20 protein-coding genes are annotated in these 20,569 nt (G+C 71.1%); 14 read left to right on the top strand and 6 right to left on the bottom strand.

Annotation, left to right across the window (positions count from 1 at the left end; all coding sequences use genetic code 11):
- The first annotated feature begins 66 nt into the window (after positions 1–66).
- From ABD151_RS17875 to ABD151_RS17895, 5 genes are all read left to right on the top strand, one after another.
- Positions 67–786, top strand: a complete 720-nt coding sequence (locus tag ABD151_RS17875) for a hypothetical protein (RefSeq protein WP_343996169.1) — start codon at positions 67–69, stop codon at positions 784–786.
- A gap of 93 nt (positions 787–879) precedes the next feature.
- The gene (locus tag ABD151_RS17880) at positions 880–2,217 is read left to right on the top strand and encodes a dipeptidase (RefSeq protein ID WP_343996437.1); all 1,338 of its coding nucleotides are present in this window, start codon (positions 880–882) and stop codon (positions 2,215–2,217) included.
- 190 nt (positions 2,218–2,407) lie between these two features.
- Positions 2,408–3,964, top strand: a complete 1,557-nt coding sequence (gene purF / locus ABD151_RS17885) for an amidophosphoribosyltransferase (RefSeq protein ID WP_343996438.1) — start codon at positions 2,408–2,410, stop codon at positions 3,962–3,964.
- Between the two features lie 36 nt (positions 3,965–4,000).
- Positions 4,001–5,056 carry a phosphoribosylformylglycinamidine cyclo-ligase gene (purM, locus tag ABD151_RS17890; protein WP_343996170.1) on the top strand — a complete coding sequence of 352 codons (1,056 nt, stop codon included), beginning with the start codon at positions 4,001–4,003 and terminating at the stop codon, positions 5,054–5,056.
- Between the two features lie 184 nt (positions 5,057–5,240).
- Positions 5,241–5,426: a DUF3073 domain-containing protein gene (locus ABD151_RS17895; protein ID WP_343996171.1), complete on the top strand. Its 186-nt coding sequence runs from the start codon at positions 5,241–5,243 to the stop codon at positions 5,424–5,426.
- Between the two features lie 133 nt (positions 5,427–5,559).
- On the opposite strand, the gene ABD151_RS17900 is transcribed toward ABD151_RS17895, so the two are convergent.
- Positions 5,560–6,642 carry a Glu/Leu/Phe/Val dehydrogenase dimerization domain-containing protein gene (locus tag ABD151_RS17900; RefSeq protein ID WP_343996173.1) on the bottom strand — a complete coding sequence of 361 codons (1,083 nt, stop codon included), beginning with the start codon at positions 6,640–6,642 and terminating at the stop codon, positions 5,560–5,562.
- A 187-nt stretch (positions 6,643–6,829) separates the two neighbouring features.
- Between ABD151_RS17900 and ABD151_RS17905 the strand changes: the two genes are divergently transcribed.
- Positions 6,830–7,021, top strand: a complete 192-nt coding sequence (locus ABD151_RS17905) for a BldC family transcriptional regulator (RefSeq protein WP_343996174.1) — start codon at positions 6,830–6,832, stop codon at positions 7,019–7,021.
- A gap of 67 nt (positions 7,022–7,088) precedes the next feature.
- Here ABD151_RS17905 and trpS read toward each other — a convergent pair whose 3' ends face one another.
- A complete protein-coding gene (gene trpS, locus ABD151_RS17910) occupies positions 7,089–8,045 on the bottom strand; it encodes a tryptophan--tRNA ligase (protein ID WP_343996175.1) in 957 nt (318 codons plus the stop codon).
- A gap of 210 nt (positions 8,046–8,255) precedes the next feature.
- Here trpS and ABD151_RS17915 point away from each other — a divergent pair, with 210 nt between their 5' ends.
- From ABD151_RS17915 to ABD151_RS17935, 5 genes are all read left to right on the top strand, one after another.
- The gene (locus ABD151_RS17915) at positions 8,256–9,500 is read left to right on the top strand and encodes an acetoin utilization protein AcuC (protein ID WP_343996177.1); all 1,245 of its coding nucleotides are present in this window, start codon (positions 8,256–8,258) and stop codon (positions 9,498–9,500) included.
- 144 nt (positions 9,501–9,644) lie between these two features.
- A complete protein-coding gene (locus ABD151_RS17920) occupies positions 9,645–9,845 on the top strand; it encodes a helix-turn-helix domain-containing protein (RefSeq protein ID WP_343996178.1) in 201 nt (66 codons plus the stop codon).
- A gap of 163 nt (positions 9,846–10,008) precedes the next feature.
- Complete coding sequence (locus ABD151_RS17925) at positions 10,009–10,110, top strand: 30S ribosomal protein bS22 (RefSeq protein ID WP_008356322.1); 102 nt, start codon at positions 10,009–10,011, stop codon at positions 10,108–10,110.
- A 13-nt stretch (positions 10,111–10,123) separates the two neighbouring features.
- The gene (locus tag ABD151_RS17930; protein ID WP_343996179.1) at positions 10,124–11,161 is read left to right on the top strand and encodes an NAD-dependent epimerase/dehydratase family protein; all 1,038 of its coding nucleotides are present in this window, start codon (positions 10,124–10,126) and stop codon (positions 11,159–11,161) included.
- Positions 11,154–12,353: a lysophospholipid acyltransferase family protein gene (locus ABD151_RS17935; protein WP_343996180.1), complete on the top strand. Its 1,200-nt coding sequence runs from the start codon at positions 11,154–11,156 to the stop codon at positions 12,351–12,353. The genes ABD151_RS17930 and ABD151_RS17935 overlap by 8 nt, the downstream gene beginning before the upstream one ends.
- A gap of 78 nt (positions 12,354–12,431) precedes the next feature.
- Here ABD151_RS17935 and ABD151_RS17940 read toward each other — a convergent pair whose 3' ends face one another.
- The 4 genes from ABD151_RS17940 to ABD151_RS17955 form a co-directional block, all read right to left on the bottom strand.
- A complete protein-coding gene (locus ABD151_RS17940) occupies positions 12,432–13,547 on the bottom strand; it encodes a DUF5667 domain-containing protein (protein ID WP_343996181.1) in 1,116 nt (371 codons plus the stop codon).
- A 91-nt stretch (positions 13,548–13,638) separates the two neighbouring features.
- Positions 13,639–14,430, bottom strand: coding sequence for a sigma-70 family RNA polymerase sigma factor (locus tag ABD151_RS17945; RefSeq protein WP_343996182.1), 792 nt, complete (start codon positions 14,428–14,430; stop codon positions 13,639–13,641).
- Between the two features lie 194 nt (positions 14,431–14,624).
- Positions 14,625–15,506 carry an HAD family hydrolase gene (locus ABD151_RS17950; RefSeq protein ID WP_343996184.1) on the bottom strand — a complete coding sequence of 294 codons (882 nt, stop codon included), beginning with the start codon at positions 15,504–15,506 and terminating at the stop codon, positions 14,625–14,627.
- 53 nt (positions 15,507–15,559) lie between these two features.
- Positions 15,560–16,327, bottom strand: coding sequence for an IclR family transcriptional regulator (locus ABD151_RS17955; protein ID WP_343996186.1), 768 nt, complete (start codon positions 16,325–16,327; stop codon positions 15,560–15,562).
- Between the two features lie 119 nt (positions 16,328–16,446).
- Here ABD151_RS17955 and ABD151_RS17960 point away from each other — a divergent pair, with 119 nt between their 5' ends.
- The 3 genes from ABD151_RS17960 to ABD151_RS17970 are packed head-to-tail and all read left to right on the top strand — an operon-like array spanning position 16,447 to position 20,482.
- Positions 16,447–18,072 carry an acyl-CoA synthetase gene (locus ABD151_RS17960; protein WP_343996188.1) on the top strand — a complete coding sequence of 542 codons (1,626 nt, stop codon included), beginning with the start codon at positions 16,447–16,449 and terminating at the stop codon, positions 18,070–18,072.
- The gene (locus ABD151_RS17965) at positions 18,069–19,679 is read left to right on the top strand and encodes an ABC transporter substrate-binding protein (RefSeq protein ID WP_343996189.1); all 1,611 of its coding nucleotides are present in this window, start codon (positions 18,069–18,071) and stop codon (positions 19,677–19,679) included. The genes ABD151_RS17960 and ABD151_RS17965 overlap by 4 nt, the downstream gene beginning before the upstream one ends.
- Positions 19,676–20,482, top strand: coding sequence for an enoyl-CoA hydratase (locus ABD151_RS17970; protein ID WP_343996190.1), 807 nt, complete (start codon positions 19,676–19,678; stop codon positions 20,480–20,482). The genes ABD151_RS17965 and ABD151_RS17970 overlap by 4 nt, the downstream gene beginning before the upstream one ends.
- Positions 20,483–20,569 lie beyond the last annotated feature (87 nt).

Raw genomic sequence — 20,569 nt, forward strand, 5'->3', positions numbered from 1 at the left:
GTTCGCTTCTTGACTACTCTTCCGCCCCGGGGGAGTCGTTGAGTTGGCGGTCAAGGGAGAAGATGCATGCTCAGGCTCGTTGGTGGCCTCGTGCTGACGGGTGTGCTCGTGGTCGGCTGCGGAGAGCAGCAGGCCGCTGAGCCGACCTCGCGTGCCGAGGACCGCACGGCCCAGCTCGACCAGCGGCAGATGATCAGCGAGGACGCCGAGGTGCTGAGTGCGACGCCGTCGCCGGTGGCGTCGCGCGGTCTGCCGACCTGCGCCGAGATCGGTGCGGCCCTGGGCGAGCGGGTCAGCGGGTGGCGGATGGTCGAGCACCAGTCGCTGGCTGACCTCGCTGACGCCGACACCGAGGACTCCGCTGGTGGCGAGAGCCCGGACGGCGAGCCGGACTCCGCTGCGGCCGCCGAGGCAGGGCAGGCCGCGGCCAAGGTCTCCGGCTCCGGTCTGCGCTCCTGCGAGTGGCGCTCGCGCCCGGCCGACGAGGGCGATCACGGCCTGGTGGTCAGCGTCCAGCGCGCCGACGGTCAGGTCCGCCGCACCCAGGTGCAGGGCCACGTCGTCGACCTGCCGACGGTGGAGCGTGCCGGTGGCTTCGTCGTCGCCGATCGCCGCGACCTCGACCTCGACGCCCCGCTCGACGCGGACGGTGCCAGCGTGGTCATCGGCCGCACCACGGTGCACATCGCGGCTGCGCGCATCGACGGCATCGCCGCCGACGCCCACCTGGACCTGGCTGCGGCGCTGGGCGCCGCCCTCGACGTCCAGCAGGTCGTCGGTCACTGACGCCTGCCGGCGCGTGGGGCGGATGCCGCCAGGCGCCGTCCGGCCCGGACCGGCCGCCGCGCTACCGCGGCGTAGGGTGCAGGGGTGACCTCGATCGATGCCCTTCGTGCCCAGCTGAACGACCTGATGCCCGCCCTGCGGGCCGACCTGGAGGATCTCGTCCGGATCCCCTCGGTCAGTGCCGACCCCGCCCGCGCGGGTGAGGTCCGGCGCAGTGCGGAGAAGACCCGCGAGCTGTTCGCCGCCGAGGGCTTCGACGCCGAGGTGGTCACCGCCTACGAGGGCGGCGCCCCCGCGGTGATCGCGCACAAGGCCGGTCCGGCCGGTGCCCCGACCGTGCTCCTCTACGCGCACCACGACGTGCAGCCGGAGAACGACCACGCCGAGTGGAACACCCCGCCGTTCGAGCCGACCGAGGTCGGCGACCGGCTCTACGGGCGTGGCTCGGCCGACGACAAGGCCGGCATCGTCGCGCACCTGGCCGCGATCCGCCTGCTCGGCGACGACCTGCCGGTCGGCGTCACGCTCTTCATCGAGGGCGAGGAGGAGACCGGGTCGGAGTCGCTGCCCGCGCTGCTGGAGCAGAACGCCGCGCGCCTGCGTGCCGACGTCATCGTGATCGCCGACTCCGGCAACTGGGACATCGGCGTCCCCGCGCTGACCACCAGCCTGCGTGGCCTGGTCCGCGTGGACGTGGAGGTGCGCACCCTGACCCACGCCGTGCACTCCGGGATGTGGGGCGGCCTGGCGCCGGACGCCCTGATGACGATCAGCCGGCTGATCGCCTCGCTGCACGACGACGCGGGCAACCTGGTCGTCGAGGGCCTGGTCGGCGGCCCCGCTGCCGACGTCGACTACCCCGAGGAGCGGCTGCGTGCCGAGTCGGGCGCCATCCCCGGGCTGCAGTGGATCGGCAGCGGCAGCGCCGTCGAGCGGCTGTGGACCAAGCCGGCGCTCTCGGTGACCGGCCTCGACGCGCCCAAGGTCGACGGCGCCAGCAACACCCTGGTGCCCGCGGCTCGGGCGAAGCTCTCGCTGCGGGTCGCGCCGAGCGACACCACCGCCAACGCCCTGGAGTGCCTGACCCGTCACCTCGAGAAGCACGTGCCGTGGGGCGCCGAGCTGACGGTGACCCTGGTGGACGCCGGCGAGGCGACCCAGATCGAGGCCAGCGGCCCCGCCTACGACGTCGCCCGGGAGGCGTTCCGCCAGGCCTGGGACGGCACCGAGCCGGTCGACATGGGCGTCGGCGGCTCGATCCCGTTCATCGCCGAGTTCCTCGGCGCCTTCCCCGAGGCGAGCGTGCTGGTGACCGGCGTCGAGGACCCGGACACCCGCGCCCACGGCGCCAACGAGGGCCTCCACCTCGCCGAGTTCGAGCGCGTCTGCATCGCCGAAGCGCTCCTGCTGCGCGGCCTCGGCGACCGCTGATACGTCGCATCTGGAGATAGTCCCTGACGTTTTCGTGGTTTTTCCGCGCCGAAACCACGAAAACGTCAGGGACTATCCGGAAGGGTGCGCGGGAAGGGTCGGCCGGCCGGGGCCGGATTCGCCGGTCGGACGTCGATGTGCGACAGGCTCTGATGCCCCGTACGATTGTGGCGTGCCTCAGCCCAGCAACATGCGCAAGGGCGGCGATGGCCGTCTCACGGCGGCCCTCGACCCCCAGGACTCTGGCCCGCAGGACGCCTGTGGCGTCTTCGGGGTCTGGGCTCCCGGGGAAGACGTCGCCAAGCTGACCTACTACGGCATCTACGCCCTGCAGCACCGCGGCCAGGAGTCCGCGGGCATCGCAGTGAGCAACGGACGCCAGATCCTCGTCTACAAGGACATGGGCCTGGTCTCGCAGGTGTTCGACGAGTCGACCCTCGAGGCGCTCAAGGGCCACCTGGCGATCGGCCACGCGCGCTACTCGACGACCGGTGCCAGCACCTGGGAGAACGCGCAGCCCACGTTCCACCCGACGCCGCACGGCTCGATCGCGCTGGCGCACAACGGCAACCTGACCAACACCGCCGAGCTCTCGACCATGGTCGAGGACCTTGCCAGCCTGACCGGCGAGCTCGACCTGGCGATGCGCCGTCCGGAGGCCTCGACCAACGACACCAGCGTGGTCACCGCCCTGCTCGCCCATCACCCCGACAGCACCGTCGAGGAGAAGGCGATGGAGCTGCTGCCGCTGGTCAAGGGCGCGTTCTCCTTCGTCTGGATGGACGAGAACACCCTCTACGCGGCGCGCGACCCCCAGGGCATCCGCCCGCTGGTGATCGGTCGCCTCGAGCGCGGCTGGGTTGTCGCCTCGGAGACCGCCGCCCTCGACATCGTCGGCGCCTCCTACATCCGCGAGGTCGAGCCGGGCGAGATGATCGTGGTCGACGCCGACGGCATGCGCTCGCGCCACTTCGCGAAGCCGGAGCCCAAGGGCTGCCTCTTCGAGTTCGTCTACCTGGCCCGCCCGGACACCGTGATCAGCGACCAGCGCGTGCACAGCGTGCGGGTGGAGATCGGCCGTCGGCTGGCGCAGGCCTTCCCGGCCGACGCCGACCTGGTGATCCCGGTGCCCGAGTCCGGCACGCCGTCCGCGATCGGCTACGCCGAGGCCTCCGGCATCCCCTACGGCATGGGCCTGGTCAAGAACTCCTACGTGGGCCGGACCTTCATCCAGCCCTCGCAGACGATCCGTCAGCTCGGCATCCGGCTCAAGCTGAACCCGCTGCGCGACGTGATCGAGGGCAAGCGCCTGGTCGTCGTCGACGACTCGATCGTGCGCGGCAACACCCAGCGCGCGCTGATCCGGATGCTGCGCGAGGCCGGCGCCCGCGAGGTGCACGTGCGGATCTCCTCCCCGCCGGTGAAGTGGCCGTGCTTCTACGGCATCGACTTCGCCACCCGCGCGGAGCTGATCGCCAACGGCCTGACCAACGACGAGATCTGCCGCTCGATCGACGCCGACTCGCTCGGCTACATCTCGCTGGAGGACCTGGTCGACGCCACCTCGGTGCCGAAGGACGACCTCTGCCGCGCCTGCTTCGACGGCGTCTACCCGGTGCCGCTCCCGGAGCCTGAGCTGCTCGGCAAGAACCTGCTCGAGGCAGCCGTGCCCGCGCGGACCGACGCCGACGGCCTGGCCGCCTCCCTTGCCGGCGGGGGCGCGACCGACGCCCTCGACCGCCCCTGAACGCACCAACGCAAGCTTTTGTCGCAGAGGAGAGAGATGAGCGACCAGAACGCCTACGCCCAGGCTGGAGTCTCGATCGAGGCGGGTGACCGTGCCGTCGAGCTCATGAAGACCTGGATCGAGAAGGCGCGCCGCCCCGAGATGGTCGGCGGCATCGGTGGCTTCGCTGGCCTCTTCGACGCCTCGGCACTGAAGAGCTACGACCGTCCGCTGCTGGCCTCCTCGGCCGACGGCGTCGGCACCAAGGTCGCCATCGCGCAGGCGATGGACAAGCACGACACGATCGGTCACGACCTGGTTGGCATGCTGGTCGACGACCTGGTCGTCTGCGGCGCGGAGCCGCTGTTCCTCACCGACTACATCGCCACCGGCAAGGTGCACCCCGAGCGGATCGCGGCGATCGTCAAGGGCATCGCCGAGGCGTGCGTGCTCGCCGGCACGGCGCTGGTCGGCGGCGAGACCGCCGAGCACCCGGGCCTGCTGGGCCCCGACGAGTACGACGTCGCGGGCTCGACCACCGGTGTCGTCGAGGCCGCCGACCTGCTCGGCGCCGAGCTGGTCGCCGACGGCGACGTGGTGATCGCGATGGAGGCCAGCGGCCTGCACTCCAACGGCTACTCGCTGGTGCGCCACGTGCTGCTGAACACCGCCGGTTGGAAGCTGGACCGCGACGTCCCCGAGCTCGGCCGCACCCTCGGCGAGGAGCTGCTCGAGCCGACCCGGATCTACGCCAAGGCGTGCCTGGCGCTGGCCAAGGCGACCGAGACCCACGCGATGTCGCACATCACCGGTGGCGGCCTGGCCGCCAACCTGGAGCGGGTCATGCCGCAGCACCTGACGGCGACCCTCGACCGCGGCACCTGGACCCCGCAGCCGATCTTCGACCTGGTCCGCCAGGTGGGCTCGGTCGCCCAGGCCGACCTCGAGATGACCCTCAACTGCGGTGTCGGCATGGTCTCGCTGACCGCAGCCGCCGATGCCGACAAGGCAATCGCGACCCTGGCCGAATTCGGCATCAGGGCATGGGTTGCAGGCGCTGTGAGCGCCGGGGACGGCTCGGTGGTCCTGGAGGGCCAGCACCCGGGTTGGTGAGCCCACAGCGGCTCTGCTGAGGCTCTGCTGAGCGGGACGCGTCTCGCAAAGGTGGGCCGGGTTCGCGGGAACAGCCACGGCTCAGGTAGCGTTGGCCCCACGAGATACCAGACCAAGAGCCGGGGATCCACGCGGTGCCTTAACGCCGACGTCACCCGGCCGAGCGCGCGAAGGGGTCGATCCTATGGGACGCGGCCGAGCCAAGGCCAAGCAGACGAAGGTCGCCCGGGAGCTTAAGTACCGTACCCACGAGACGGACTTCTCTGCCCTGGCCCAGGAACTGCACACCAGCGACAAGTCCTCGGACTCGACGCCCTCGGATGACGAGCGCGACGACTACCCGGACTACTCGGAGTCGTCGCGCGATTGAGCGCCGTCGCGCCGCTGGACGATCTCGATCGTCGAGTGGCGCGACACTTCGCCCTGTGGCATCCGGCATCGACCGGGCACCACGCGCTGTGAGCGCCAGAGCGCGGCGGTCGGCCGCCGCGCTCTGGTGATGCTCAAGCGGGCAGCCAGACCCCGCGCAGACGCCCGATCTCGTTGATCCGGCGCGCTGCCAGCCGGTCGGCCGCGACAGCCGGCGGTACGCCGTCGGAGGCTGCGGTCTCGAAGACCCGGCGGGTGGTGTCGAAGATGCCCGTGGCGCGCTGCTGCGCGCGCTCGAAGGAGAAGCCCTCGAGCTCGTCGGCGACCTGAATCAGGCCGCCGGCGTTGACGCAGTAGTCGGGCGCGTACAGGACGCCGCGGTCGTCGAGGATCTTCTCGATGCCGGGGTGTGCGAGCTGGTTGTTGGCGGCTCCGCACACGATGCGTGCCTGCAGATGCGTGGCGACGTCGTCGTCGAGTGCGCCGCCGAGCGCACAGGGAGCGTAGACGTCGAGCGGTTGCGCCAGGAGCGCGGCCGCGTCGGCGACCACCTCGACCTCGGGGAGCTCGTCGCGGAGCCGGTCGATGGCCGGCTGCCACACGTCGGTGACGACGACCTGGGCGCCGTCGTCGACCAGGTGGCGCACCAGGTGGTGGCCGACCTTGCCGACGCCGAGCACGCCGACCCGGCGTCCGGCCAGGCTGGTGTCGCCCCAGGCCGCCTCGGCGCTGGCCCGCATCCCCTGGAAGACGCCGTAGGCGGTGAGCACCGACGAGTCGCCGGCACCGCCGTGCGCCAGGGTGCGACCGGTGACGTGGGTGGTCTCGCGGGCGATCAGGTCCATGTCGGGGGAGTTCGTGCCGACGTCGCACGCGGTGATGTAGCGGCCGCCGATGCTCTCCACGAAGCGTCCGTAGGCGCGGAAGAGCTGCTCCGACTTCTGCTGGTGCGGATCGCCCAGGATGACCGCCTTGCCGCCGCCCAGGTCCAGCCCGGCGAGGGCGGCCTTGTAGGTCATCCCGCGGGCCAGGTCGAGCGCGTCGGCGAGGGCCGCCGCGGTGTCGGGGTAGCGGTGGAAGCGAGTGCCGCCGAGGGCCGGGCCGAGGGCGGTGGAGTGGACGGCGATGATCGCGCGGAGGCCGCTGGCCTCGTCGTGGCAGAAGACCACCTGTTCGTGCTCATGGGTGAACGGGTCGCCGGGGTGCGATGCGGTCATGTGTGGACCTTTCGGTGCGGTTCGCGCCCGTGGGTGGGGCGCTGGAGAGGAGTGCCCGCGGGGTGGTGCGGGTCACATCCCCAGCCTAGGCCCCCGCGTGGCGACGCGCGAACGGGGCATCTAGGAGGTGCTTGCAGAATGTGTAAGACTCGACCGAGTCGGACAATTCCCTGATGAAAGTCGATCCATGAGTACCCGCGACGGCGATGCAGAAAAGTTGCTCACACCGGCCGAGGTCGCAGCTCTCTTTCGGGTGGATCCCAAGACTGTCACCCGATGGGCCAAGGCAGGCCGGATACATTCCATCAAGACCCTCGGTGGTCACCGCAGATTCCGTGAAGACGAGATCCTGGCCCTGCTGAAGGAGGGCTCGGAATAGACCCCACGCTCAATGTGACCTCAGCGTCGTCTGTCGGCGAGTTTCGGAGCGCTGAGGTCACATTGAGTTAGAGGCCCATCGCGGCCCGAGCCGCGGCCAGCAGCGGAGCGGTCACCTCGCGGCAAGTCGCTGCGCCCGCCTCGAAGACGGCGTCGACGTGCTCCGGGCTCGCCGCCAGCTCGGCATAGCGTCGTTGCAGCGGCTCCAGCTCGGCGACGACGGCATCGGTGACCGCGCGCTTGAGTGCGCCGTAGGCGGTGATTCCCTCGGCTGAGCCGCCGCACGCGGCGAGGATCTCCAGCAGGTTGGTGACACCGGGCTTCTGCTCCCGGTCGGTGCGGACGGCGTCGGGCCCGACCTCGGAGTCGGTCACCGCGCGGGAGACCTTGCGCCGGATCACCTCGGGGGAGTCGAGCAGTCGGATCACCCCGGCCAGCTCGGTCGCCGACTTGCTCATCTTCCGGGTCGGGTCCTGGAGGTCCATCACGCGAGCGCCCGCCGCGGGCAGGACGATCTCGGGGACCGTGAAGACCTGCCCGTACTCGTGATTGAAGCGGAGCGCGAGGTCGCGGGTCAGCTCGATGTGCTGACGCTGGTCCGCCCCGACCGGGACGCGTTCGGGGCGGTAGAGCAGGATGTCGGCGGCCATCAGGGCCGGGTAGGTGAAGAGGGAGGCGCGGGTCGAGCCGTTGCCGCGCCCCTTCTCCTTGAATTGGATCATCCGGTTCAGCTCACCGGTGGAGACGGTGCACTCCAGCAGGAAGGCCAGCTCGGAGTGGGTCGGCACCCGGCTCTGCCGGAACAGGGTGCTCGCGTCCAGGCCGCTGGCCAGCAGCAGGGTCTGGGTGCGCCGGATCGTGGTGCGCAGGGTGGCTGGGTCGCGCGGCAGGGTGAGCGCGTGCAGGTCGGCGACCCCGTAGTAGCAGGTGTCCGTCTCCTGGGTGGTGCGCATCTGGCGCAGCGCGCCGAGGTGATTGCCGAGGGTGAGCTCGCCGGTGGGGGTGAGCAGCGACAGGGTGGTCATCAGGTCTCTCTCTTCAAGAGCCCGGGGACGCGCTGGTCGAGGCCGAGATGCACGACGGCCGCCCCTCGGGCGGCCGGTTTCGATGAAGTCGTCGATGGTGTGGTCCGCCGGATCAGGCGGGCCACCACTGCGTGCTACGGGTCGACGTCATGCCTCCATGCTGCCACGGCGCCCCTTGCGTGGATCGGGTGGGGCGGGGAGGGTTCTGCCGTGACCTCTCCGTCGGCCGTGACCTCCTGTGGCCGGACCACCGCCGTCTTCGACCCGCGCTGGCTGACCTACGACTTCGGTCCCGACCATCCGATGGCGCCGGTCCGCGTCGACCTCACCATGCGGCTCGCCGAGGCGCTCGGGGTGTTCGGCGAGGGCACGGACGGCGCACTGGAGGTGGTCGCGGCGAAGCCGGCGAGCCTCGAATCGCTTGCCACGGTTCACGATCCGGCGCTGATCGAGGCGATCGGCTCGGTGCGCGATCCGGCCCACGCTGACCTGGAGCGGCTGCAGCCCTTCGGCCTGGGCACCGCCGACAACCCGCTCTTCGCCGGGATGCACGACGCCGCGGCGCAGGTGGTCGGCGCGACCCTGGAGGCGTGCCGTCAGGTGTGGACGGGGGAGTCCGCCCACAGCATCAACATCGCCGGGGGACTGCACCATGCGATGCCGGAGCGCGCCAGCGGCTTCTGTCTCTACAACGACCTCGCCGTCGGCATCCAGTGGCTGCTGGACAACGGCGCGCAGCGGGTGGCCTATCTCGACGTCGACGTGCACCACGGGGACGGCGTGGAGCGGATCTTCGCCGACGACCCGCGGGTGCTCACCGTCTCGCTGCACGAGAGCGGGACCACGCTCTTCCCCGGCACCGGCTTCGCGGCTGACGTCGGCGGGCCGGGCGCCCGCGGCAGTGCGCTGAACATCGCACTCCCGGCCCGGACCTCGGACGCGGGCTGGCTGCGTGCCTTCCACGCGGTGGCGGTGCCGGTGCTGCGGGCCTGGCAGCCGGAGATCCTGGTGACCCAGCAGGGCTGCGACGGGCACATGGACGATCCGCTGTCGCATCTGATGCTGAGCGTGGACGGCCAACGTGCCACGTACCTCGCGATCCACGACCTCGCGCACGAGCTCACCGGCGGTCGCTGGGTGGCCACCGGGGGCGGGGGATATGCGCTCACCTCGGTGGTCCCGAGGGCGTGGGCCCATCTGCTGGCGGTGGTCGCCGGGCGTCCGCTCGCCCCGGACCTGGCGACGCCGGAGCGCTGGCGCGCGCAGGTGACGGAGCTGACCGGCGAGCAGGCGCCCTTCCGGCTCACCGACGGCCGCCGTCCGGCCTGGCGCCCGTGGGCGGAGGGGGTCAACCTGGCGACCCCGCTGGACGCCGCGATCGCCGCCTCTCGGGCGGCCGCCTTCGGCCTGCACGGCCTTGAGCGCGAGGGATTCGAGGAGAGATCCGCCGGGTGACGCAAACCGACACGCCGGAATGAACCGACATTTTTCACTTTCACTCTTCCCCATGAGTCACATCAGCCCCTATGCTCGCAACGACGGGGCGCGTGATCACCAGTGGGGAAGCTGGTGGGCGATCCGGAGAGAAAGCGGTGTGCCATGGCCAATTCCGGCGACATCTCTGAGGCGAAGTTCCTCACCATCGCCGAGGTCGCATCGATGATGCGGGTCTCGAAGATGACCGTGTACCGACTGGTGCACAACGGCGACCTGCCCGCGGTCCGGGTCGGCCGGTCCTTCCGCGTCACCGAGCGGGACGTCAACGCCTACCTGCAGCGCAGCTTCTACGACGCCGGCTGAGGCGCTCGGCGCGCCGTCGAACGGCTCGCGTGAGCCCCGGCTCCGGCTTTCGGATTCTGGACGAGAGACCCGTGGTTTCGGCCACGCGGCCATGTCCGGATAGGCTGTGCCGGTCGCCCGTGTGCAGTCTCGGGACGACCAACAGGCATTGGAAAGGTTAACCGTGGGTTCTGTCATCAAGAAGCGCCGTAAGCGCATGGCGAAGAAGAAGCACCGCAAGCTGCTGAAGAAGACGCGGGTGCAGCGCCGCAAGCTCGGCAAGTAGGGCCTGCTCGCCCATGGGCAGGGTCGTGCTGGTCACCGGGGTCTCACGGGATCTCGGTCGCCAGTTCGCGCGGACCATCGCGCAAGACCCTGCCGTCGATCGGGTGATCGGCGTCGACATCGTGCCGCCCCGCGGCGATATCGGCGAGGTCTCGTTCGTGCGGGCCGACATCCGCAACCCGGTGATCGCCAAGATCATCGTCAAGGAGGATGTCGACACCGTCGTCCACATGAGCGTCATCGCCACCCCGGGTGGCGTTGGCGGTCGGGCGACGATGAAAGAGCTCAACGTCATCGGCACCATGCAGCTGCTGGCGGCTTGCCAGCGCGCGCCGAGCGTGCAGCACCTGGTGGTCAAGTCGACCTCGACGGTCTACGGAGCGAGCAGTCGCGATCCTGCGATGTTCACCGAGGAGATGTCGGCTCGACGGCTGCCCCGGTCGGGCTACGCACGTGACGCCTTCGAGATCGAGGGCTACGTGCGCGGCTTCTCCCGGCGTCGTCCCGACGTCCGGGTGACGACGCTGCGGATGGCGAACGTGCTGGGCCCTTCGGTGCACAGCCCGATCGCCGAGTACTTCCGGATGCCGGTGATACCCCGGGTGTTCGGCTACGACCCGCGCTTGCAGTTCCTGCACCACGACGACCTGATCGCCGTGCTCCAACACTGCGTGAACCGGGACATCGCAGGCACCTTCAACATCGCCGGGGACGGCGTCATCATGCTGTCCCAGGCGATTCGTCGTCTTGGCCGGGCATCCGTCCCGCTGCCGCCGTTCGCACTCGGCGGCCTCGGCGCCGCGATGCGGCGCGGCAACACAGTGGAGTTCTCCCCCGAGCAGCAGGCGTTCCTCACCTACGGTCGCGGCATCGACACCACCCGGATGCGCACCGAGCTCGGGTTCGAGCCGAGCTTCACCACCGCTCAGGTGGTCGGCGACTTCGCCGCCTCGCTTCCGCCCGGCCTGCACTCGCCGGGCCGGCTCACCTCGCCCGACACCATGTTGGCGGGGGTCTCGCAGGCCTTGAGTCGAGGAGCCGCACGTGGGTGACGCTGACATCATTCCGATCGGCACCCGGGGCCGTCCCGGCCGTGGCTCGGGCAATCAGCGTCCCTCCGCGGCCGCCCGCGATCTGGTCGGCAAGCCCCGCAAGTCGGAGGAGGACGAGCCCGCCGAAGGCGCCGAGCTCCCCGCCGAGGGCGCAGACACGGCAGCCGAGGGCGCAGAAAAGGCGTCCGAGGGCGCAGACATGGCAGCCGAGGAGCACTCCGGCGCCCAGCCCAGCGAGCCGGCCGCCGGCGACCCGTCCGCGAGCGAGCCGCGCCTCAGTGTGAGCACCCCGGAGCAGGGCATCCCGATCAGCGACTGGATCAACGCCGGCGTCAGCGCCGCGCGCGAGGTCTTCGGAGAGAGCTGGGAGCCGAAGCTCGCCGAGTTCCTGGCCTTCCTGCGCCGCCGGGTCAACGGCGAGTACGAGGTCGACGAGTTCGGCTTCGACGCCGAGGTCACCGAGCGGTTCATCCTCGCGCTGCTGCGTCCGATCGCGAACAAGTGGTTCCGGATCGAGGTCCGCGGCCTGGAGAACATCCCCGCCACCGGCGGCGCGCTCGTCGTCTCCAACCACTCCGGCACGATCCCGGTCGACGGCCTGATGACGATGGTCAGCCTGCACGACCACACCGGGCGCGCGCTGCGCCCGCTCGGTGCCGACCTGGTCTTCCAGCTGCCGATCGTCGGTGGGCTGGCCCGCAAGGCCGGCACCACGCTGGCCTGCAGCGAGGACGCCGAGCGGATGCTCCGCAAGGGTGAGCTGGTCGGCGTCTGGCCCGAGGGCTTCAAGGGCATCGGCAAGCCGTACTCCGAGCGCTACAAGCTGCAGCGCTTCGGGCGCGGCGGCTTCGTCAGCGCCGCGCTGCGCACCGGCGTCCCGATCATCCCGCTCTCGGTGGTCGGCGCCGAGGAGATCTACCCGCTGGTCGGCAACGTGCCGTCACTGGCGCGGCTTCTCGGCCTGCCGTACATCCCGATCACGCCGTTCTTCCCGCTGCTCGGCCCGCTCGGGCTGGTCCCGCTGCCGTCGAAGTGGATCCTCGAGTTCGGCGAGCCGATCCGCACCGACGCCTACGAGGGATCGGCCGCCGACGACCCGATGCTGGTCTTCGACGTCACCGACCAGGTGCGCGAGACGATCCAGCAGTCGCTCTACAAGCTGCTGATGGACCGAGGCTCGGTCTTCGGCTGAGCCGTCGTCGCGCACCGTCGAGCGGCGCAGTGCGGCGCCAGCGGACGTCGAGTGGCGCACTGCTGCACCAACGAACGGTTACTTGTCGGCGTCCTTGTCGGGTGCGCCGAGCAGGCCGCCGAGCAGACCGCCCAGGAGCGGGTCGACGACGCCGCCGATGATCGGGCCCTCCGGGCCGAGCAGGCCCTCGTTGCCGACCAGTACGTCGCCGATGCCCTTGGGCTTCTCGTTCTTCGGCTTCTCCTCGCCGGTGCCGGGCGTGGTGCTCGGCTCGGTCGGAGGCGCCTGTGTGGTCGGCGCGGTGGGCTCCTCCGAGCCCTCGGGAGCGGCAGCCTCGCGGGGATCCTCCACCGAGACCTTGCTGGGGTCGCCGAGGCGGCCGAGCAGCTTGGCGATGTCGTCGGAGAACCCATCGGTGACCGGCTCGGGCAGATCGGGCAGGGAGCCGGAGCAGTCCGGGCAGACCTGGGCGGCGAGGTCGTCGATCCGGACCAGGTTGCCGACCGCCTCGGTCAGCGAGTCGGAGACCGACGCGGGCAGGCGGCGGCCGAGCTCGGTGAGCTCCTCGATGCTGGCTGCGGCGAAGTTGCGCAGCTTCTCGACGTTCTTCTTGTCGCCTGTCTTCTCGAACTCCTCGATCAGGAGATCGGCGGCGCTGTCGCTCTGCTCGTTGAACTCGCGCAGGGTCGCCGGCACCTGGGCCGAGCGGTCGGAGCGGGCGGAGAGCCGCTTCACCTCGCTCAACCGGGAGTTGGCGTTGTCGAGGAGCTGGTCGGCCTTCGCGCCGTCGTTGACCTGGAGCGTCGTCGTCGCGCCCTCGAGGGCGCGCTTGATCGGGTAGAGCGCATCGCCGGGCAGGGCGCTCTGTGAGGCGACCGCCATCGACGAGGTGACGCCGATCAGCGCGATCGCGCCAGCCGCGACCGCGACCTTGCGGTCCCGCTTGCGCGGGGACGACGAGGCGGGCAGTGCGAGCTTGCGCGACGTCTCGCTCAGCGCGACCTCGGCCTCGGCCATCAGCTCGGCGCGGAGCGCGGAGACGAACTCCGGTCGCGGCGCGGGCGCCGGCATCGCGCGCAGGGTGCCCACCAGCTCCAGGAGGTCAGCGTCGCGCGCCGGAGTGCGCGAGGAGCGGCCCTCGAGCTGGGCGGCGAATTCCTCAGCGCGGCGTGCGGCCGGCGTCAGGGAGATCATGACGGGTTCCTGAAGGTGTGTGCGGGGCGATGACACCGGCTCAACGAGGCGTCGATGCGCGGGGTTACGGCCTGCGAGTGTGAGGTGGGCATCATCGGTCCTTGATCCCCTCCGGCAGCAGCTTGGCGAGGTTGCGGACGCCGCGCAGCTGCAGCTGCTTGACCGCGCCGTCGGAGCGCTGCAGGACCGCCGCCGTCTCGGCGATGCTCATGCCCTGCAGGAAGCGCATCACCAGGCACTCCTGCTGCTCCTTGGGCAGCTGGGTGAGCGCGTCGAGCAGGACCTCGTTGGTGAGCGCGGTCAGCACTGCGGACTCCGGACCGTCGGTGGCGTCGTCGTGCACGCCCATGTCGTCGGTGGTCTGCTCGAGGCGGGTCCGGCCGGCCTTGAAGTGGTCGGTGGTGAGGTTGCGGGCGATGGTCATCAGCCAGGCGCCGAAGTCCTTGCCCTGCCAGCGGAAGTTGTTCATTGAGCGCAGTGCCCGGAAGAAGGTCTCCGAGGCGAGGTCCTCGGCCAGGGTCTGCGAGCGGGTGCGGTAGTAGAGGAACCGGTAGACCGAGGGGTGGTAGTGGTCGAAGAGGAGGCCGAACGCCTCCTTGTCGCCACCGCGGGCGAGCTCGACCAGGGCGATCAGTCGCTCGCGGTCCGCCTCGGACTCCTCGGAGGAGGCGGCGAAGGCCGAGTCGCCGAACTCCTCGGCGCCGGCCGGTGCCACCTCGGAGGCGGCCTCGGAGAAGAGGAACGGCAGCCCGGGCCGGGCCAGGCCGGCGGGACCGGCGGCCTCGGCGAGCAGCGGCTCGGAGATGTCGAGCCCGGCGAGGACCTCGGCGAGGGCGCGACGCAGCGCGGCAATGCCACGCTCGACCGGACCCTGCTCCCTCACTGCCCCTACCCCTCCCAGTGGCGGCGTTCCCACCCGTGGTTCTGGCCGAGCATAGGACAGGTGGACAGAACGGGGGAAGGAATCCGAGCAGGACTGCTCGGCTGGACGCGGGGAATGGTCCGAAAGGACCATATGGGCGGCTCTGTGCCGGGGGTTCTGCTCCTGATCCGTCGCTTCTGCGTCGTGGGGGAGCGTCAGCGACGACGGGCGGCTCCGGCCGCCGCCAGGGCGCCGGCGATCGCGCCGACCGCGGCACCCGCGAGCAGGCCGGCCCGGGCCGCCTTGCGGCCGGTGCGGTAGTCGCGGATCCGCCAGCCGTTGGCCCGCGCGTGGTCGCGCAGTCGCGGGTCGGGGTTGATCGCCACCGGGTCGCCGACCAGGCTGAGCATCGGCAGGTCGTTGGAGGAGTCGCTGTAGGCGGAGCAGCGCGCCAGGTCGAGGCCCTCGCGAGACGCCAGCGCCTTGATCGCCTCGGCCTTCGCCGGGCCGTGCAGCATCTCGCCCACGAGCTTGCCGGTGTAGACGCCGTCCACGTGCTCGGCGACCGTGCCCATCGCGCCGGTCAGGCCGAGACGGCGGGCGATGATCGCGGCGATCTCGATCGGGGCAGCGGTGACCAGCCAGACGCGCTGGCCGGCATCGAGGTGCATCTGGGCGAGAGCGCGGGTGCCCGGCCAGATCCGGTGCGCCATGGCCTCCTCGAAGATCTCCTCGCCGAGCTCCTCCAGCTCGCGCACCGTGTGCCCGGCGATGAAGCTCAGCGCGGAGTTGCGGGCCTCGTCCATGTGCTCCGGGTCCTCCACGCCGACCACGCGGAAATAGGCCTGCTTGTAGGCCGCGCCGAGGATGTCGCGGGTGGTGAAGAACTTGCGGCGGTGCAGCCCGCGAGCGAGGTGGAAGATGCTGGCGCCCTGCATCACCGTGTTGTCGACGTCGAAGAACGCGGCGGCGCTCGGGTCCTGGGGGATGGCCAGTGCGGCCTCCACCTCGGCCTCGGCGGCAGCGGCCTCCCCGGCCAGGATCGAGCGCCGCTGAAGGTCGATTCGGCGGGGCCCGGGACGGTAGTCGTCGCTCACGCACTCAGCCTAGCGTCGCAGTCGAGCTCCGAGCCGGGCATTCTGCTCGCTCCTCACTGTGCAGCGGCGCGGTGCGCCGCGCTGTACTGCCGCGAGATGCTGGCCGCCGCGCGGGTGATCAGCGGGGCGAACCGCTCCACGTTCGCGGAGCGGCCGGGCAGGCCCACCGAGATCGCGGCGACCGGGCCGCTGGAGCCGAGGATCGGCGCGCCGATCCCGCGCAGGTCCCAGGGCATGTCGTCGGTGGTGACCGCGAGCCCGCGCCGGTGCCGGATGGTGCTGAGCCGCCGGTGCAGGGTGCTGGTGTCGGAGACCGCGCCACGGCTCTCGATCAGCCGGTCCACGCGTTCCGGGGCCAGCGCGGAGAGCATCGCGCGCCCGGCGACCGAGTCCTCGGCGCGGAACCGGACGCCGACATTGGTCGGGATCGTCGGCGCCGTGGTGCCGCCCAGCTTGTCCAGCATCTCGATGGAGTCGCCGTCCAGGATCACCAGGTGGACGACGCCGGCGGTGGCGCGTTGCAACTGCTCGATGGTCGCTGCGGCAGCGGCCCGCAGCCGCGCATGCGACTCGACGCGCTGGCCGAGGTGCCGGATCCGCTGCCCGAGCTGGTAGCCCCGCTCGTCGTGCTCGAGCCAGCGCATCTCGACCAGTTGGCGCAACAGCCGGAACGTGGTGGATCGGGGCAGGCCGCCGAGTGCGGTGATCTCCTCCAGGGTCATCGCATCGGGGCCGACCGCGAACACGTCGAGGATCTGGGTCAGCCGCTCGACGACGCCGGTGCGGCGTCCAGGCTCCTCGGCCGGTTGGGTCTGCGTCATCGAAGCCTCCCTGCCTCGCCCGGTGGTGCTCCGACGCCTGCGCGCCGGTCGCCGAGATCCGGGTTTCATCCAACGGGACAGAGTGTGACACACCTCACTGCCGGTTCGAGGGTCCTCTCATGGCCCTCCACATCGCCGACCTCTTCGAACACGCCGTCGACGCGGTCCCCGACCGGCTCGCGCTGATCGCCGGTGAGACGCGCTGGTCGTACGCCGAGCTCGACGCCGCCGCCAACCGGTTCGCCCACCACCTCCACGCCGCAGGCATCGAGCCCGGCGAGCACGTCGGGCTGATGGCCCGCAACGTCGCCGAGCACGTCGCCGCGATGCTCGGCTGCTTCAAGGCGCGCGTGGTCCCGATCAACATCAACTACCGCTACGTCGCCGCCGAGCTCGACTACCTGGTGGAGAACTCCGGGCTCGTGGCGATCGTGGAGGAGGCCCGGTTCAGCCCGGTCCTGGACGACGTCCTGGCCCGGCACCCCCAGGTGCGGCACCGGGTGGTCATCGAGGACGGCACGGGTCACTGGCCGCAACGCGGTGAGCCGGTCGGCTTCGCCGCGGCCCTGGCGGCGCAACCCGGCGGGCGTGGCTTCGGCCCGCGCAGCCCCGACGACGTCTTCATCGTCTACACCGGCGGCACCACCGGCTACCCCAAGGGCGTGATGTGGCGCCACGAGGACGTCTGGCGCACCCTGGGCGGCGGCCTCGACTTCAGCACCGGCGAGCCTCTCGGCGAGCTCGACCAGTCCCGAGCGGCGGCCGCCACCGCGGAGCCGCTGCGCTGCCTCCAGCTCGGCCCGATCATGCACGCCAACGGCCAGTGGGGGATGCTGCTGCGCTTCTTCGGCGGCCACACCAACGTGCTGCTGCCGCGCTTCGACCCGGCCGAGATCTGGCGGGTGAGCGAGCGCGAGCAGGTCCGCACCATGTCGCTGATCGGCGATGCGATGGCGCGCCCGTTGATCGAGGAGTACGAGCGTGGCGGCTACCCGCAGGCCCGGCTGCTGACCGTGACCAGCGCCGCCGCCGTCTTCTCGGTCGAGGTCAAGCAGCGCTGGCTGCGCGCCTTCCCCGACACCGTGATCCTCGACGTGATCGGCTCCTCGGAGACCGGGATGACCGGCAACGGGCGGATCCTGGAGGAGAACCTGGCCGACAAGGGCTCCCTGGTCCACCTCGGGCCGCAGACCTCCGTCGTCGACGACGAGCTCCGGCTGATCGACCCCGCGGAGATCGGCGCGATCGGCCGGATGGCCCGATCCGGGCACATCCCGATCGGCTACCTCGGCGACCCGGAGAAGACCGCGCGCACCTTCGTCACCATCGACGGCGTCCGCTACGCGATCCCCGGCGACTGGGTGCAGATCGAGGAGGGCGGCCGGCTCACCCTGCTGGGCCGCGGCTCCAGCTGCATCAACACCGGCGGCGAGAAGGTCTACCCCGAAGAGGTCGAGGTGGCCCTCAAGTCACATCCCGACGTCTACGACGCCCTGGTCTTCGGGCTCCCGGACCCGACCTGGGGCCAACGCGTCGCCGCCGTCGTCGAGCCGCGCGCCGGTGCCGAGGTCGACGACGCCGCGCTGGAGGCCCACCTGCGCACCCGGATCTCGGGCTACAAGGTGCCGCGCACGGTGATCCCCGTCTCCGAGGTTCCCCGTCACGTCACCGGCAAGGCCGACTACCAGCGAGCCCGTGAGCTCGCGCTGACCCCCACCCCCGTAGAGAGCGAGACCACCCGATGAAGAGCCGACACCCACGCATCCGCCTGGCCTCTCTGGCCACCCTCGCTCTGGCCGCCGGCCTGCTCGCCGGTTGCGCGGAGGAGTCCAAGGGCGACGACGGCAAGGCGGCCGACAGCGGCTCCTCGATCTTCGAGATCGGGCTGGTCGGCGACTCCGCGGCCGGCGACCCGTTCGCCGGCGGCCGGCTCGACGTCTCCAGCTACAGCGAGCTGCGCACCTTCGACCCGGTCGGGGTGATCGCCGGCGGACTCTCCGGCGGCACCGAGCTGGCCGCGATCTACGACGTCCTGCTGCGCTACGACCCCGAGCAGGGCGAGTACCAGCCGCAGCTGGCCGAGGGCATCAGTGCCGACGACGCCTTCACCACCTGGACGCTGACCCTGCGCCCGGACGTCACCTTCAGCGACGGCACCCCGGTGGACGCCGACGCGGTGGTCGGCAGCATCGAGCGCTACCTCGCCGAGGGCGGGGGACAGGCGACGCTCTTCCAGCGCAAGGTCAAGGCCACGAAGGCCATCGACGAGCGCACCGTCGAGTTCACCATGACCGAGCCGTGGGCCGACTTCGAGTACATGCTGGCCACCGCGCCGGGGATGATCGTCGCCCCCGCCGCCTATGCCGGCAAGGAGTTCACGCCGATCGGCGCCGGGCCCTTCACCTTCGTGCACTACCGGCCGACCGAGGAGCTGCTGCTCAAGGCCAACCCGGCCTACTGGGGTGGCGCGCCGAACCTGGCCGAGCTCCGCTTCCGCAACGTGCAGACCGCGCAGGGCACCTTGGACGTGGTCAGGACCGGCGACGCCGACGTCGCGGTGCTCCGCGAGCCCAACGTGATCGCCGACGCGGTGGATGCGGATCTGGCCGGCTCGATGAACGTGGTCAGCATGGGCGTCGGGTTGATCGTCAACAGCCGTGAGGGCATCGACACCGCCGAGGTGCTGGTCCGGCGCGCCATCAGCCAGGCCCTCGACCCGCAGGTGATCATCGACCGCAGCTACGCCGGGATCGGCCTGCCGGGCACGCAGATGTTCGCCGACGAGTCCCGCTGGCGCGGCAAGGTCGAAGGCCCGCAGATCGACGTGGACGCCGCCAAGGAGTTGGTCGAGCAGGCCAAGGCCAAGGGCTTCGACGGCACCATCCGCTACCTCGGCATCGCCAAGGTCTCCCAGAACACCGGGGTCGCGATCGAGGCGATGCTCGGCCGGATCGGGATCACCGTGGAGGCCGAGTACGTGCCGGGGGCTGCCGAGATGATCCAGCGGGTCTTCGTGGACCGCGACTTCGACCTGGCCGGCTGGTCGTTCGGGACGCCGGATGCCGGCGTCTTCCCCGAGCTCTTCGAGAGCTTCCACAGCGAGTCCAACGGCAACGCCGGCGGCTACTCCAGCGAGGTGATGGACGGCCTGATCGCCGACCTCGGCTCGGCCACCTCCGTCGAGGACCAGCAGCAGATCCTCGACCGGATCCAGGAGGAGTGGAACGCCACGGTGCCGGCCATCGTCTTCGGCGCCCAGCCGGAGTTCGTGACCTGGGGCGAGCAGGTCGGCGGGGTCCGTCCCCACGTCGACAGCATGGTCCTCTTCGACCAGGCCTGGGTGGCGGAGTGAGCGGCTTCGTCCTCGTCGAGCGGCCGGCGTCCGGGGTCGCGGTGGTGACCCTGAACCGGCCGGAGCGGATGAACGCGATGGCGTTCGACGTGATGGTGCCGCTGCGCGAGCGGCTGCAGGAGATCGGCAACGACAACGACGTGCGGGCGATCGTCCTCACCGGGGCGGGCACCGGCTTCTGCGCCGGTGCCGACCAGAGCTCCGCGGGCCGTCCGCCGCATGCCGACGGACTCACCCGTCCGGGCTATGCGCTGCGCTCGCTGGAGATGCTGGAGGACGTGATCGGCACCGTGCGCCGGCTGCACCAGCCGGTGATCGCTGCGGTCAACGGCGCCGCGATCGGTGGCGGGCTCTGCCTGGCCCTGGCCTGTGACATCCGGATCGCCGGGCCGCAGGCGTACTTCCGGGCGGCGGGCATCAACAACGGTCTCACCGCCAGCGAGCTCGGCCTCAGCTACCTGCTGCCGCGCGCGGTGGGCTCCAGCCATGCCGCCGACATCATGCTCACCGGCCGCGACGTGGACGCCGAGGAGGCGGCCCGGATCGGCCTGGTCTCCCGCCTCGCGCCGGCGGTGGTGGACGAGGCGATCGCGATCGGCGAGCGGATCGCCGCCCTCTCCCAGCCCGGGATCGAGTTGACCAAGCGCTCCCTGCATGCCGGGATCGCGGCAGGCTCGTTGGAGAGCCACATGCCGGTGGAGGGGATCGGGCAGCTCTACCTGCGCCTGCTCACCGACAACTTCGAGGAGGCGACGCGGGCCCGCAAGGAGCGGCGGCCGGCCGTCTTCACCGATGACCGGTGAGGCCTGGGGGCTGGGTGGGCGACGGGCCCGGTCAGCGGGTTCCAGGAGTCCGGGACCGGGCCGGGAGTGGTGTGGAAGTATCGGCCC

It is taken from the genome of Nocardioides dubius, from assembly GCF_039528155.1.
GTDB lineage: Bacteria > Actinomycetota > Actinomycetes > Propionibacteriales > Nocardioidaceae > Nocardioides > Nocardioides dubius.

Coding starts and splice junctions, on each gene's coding strand:
- purM (WP_343996170.1), top strand. CDS start 4,001: ATGAGCGACCAGAACGCCTACGCCCAGGCTGGAGTCTCGATCGAGGCG.
- ABD151_RS17920 (WP_343996178.1), top strand. CDS start 9,645: ATGGCCAATTCCGGCGACATCTCTGAGGCGAAGTTCCTCACCATCGCC.
- ABD151_RS17895 (WP_343996171.1), top strand. CDS start 5,241: ATGGGACGCGGCCGAGCCAAGGCCAAGCAGACGAAGGTCGCCCGGGAG.
- ABD151_RS17965 (WP_343996189.1), top strand. CDS start 18,069: ATGAAGAGCCGACACCCACGCATCCGCCTGGCCTCTCTGGCCACCCTC.
- ABD151_RS17905 (WP_343996174.1), top strand. CDS start 6,830: ATGAGTACCCGCGACGGCGATGCAGAAAAGTTGCTCACACCGGCCGAG.
- ABD151_RS17960 (WP_343996188.1), top strand. CDS start 16,447: ATGGCCCTCCACATCGCCGACCTCTTCGAACACGCCGTCGACGCGGTC.
- ABD151_RS17930 (WP_343996179.1), top strand. CDS start 10,124: ATGGGCAGGGTCGTGCTGGTCACCGGGGTCTCACGGGATCTCGGTCGC.
- purF (WP_343996438.1), top strand. CDS start 2,408: ATGCGCAAGGGCGGCGATGGCCGTCTCACGGCGGCCCTCGACCCCCAG.
- ABD151_RS17940 (WP_343996181.1), bottom strand. CDS start 13,547: ATGATCTCCCTGACGCCGGCCGCACGCCGCGCTGAGGAATTCGCCGCC.
- ABD151_RS17900 (WP_343996173.1), bottom strand. CDS start 6,642: ATGACCGCATCGCACCCCGGCGACCCGTTCACCCATGAGCACGAACAG.
- ABD151_RS17955 (WP_343996186.1), bottom strand. CDS start 16,327: ATGACGCAGACCCAACCGGCCGAGGAGCCTGGACGCCGCACCGGCGTC.
- trpS (WP_343996175.1), bottom strand. CDS start 8,045: ATGACCACCCTGTCGCTGCTCACCCCCACCGGCGAGCTCACCCTCGGC.
- ABD151_RS17875 (WP_343996169.1), top strand. CDS start 67: ATGCTCAGGCTCGTTGGTGGCCTCGTGCTGACGGGTGTGCTCGTGGTC.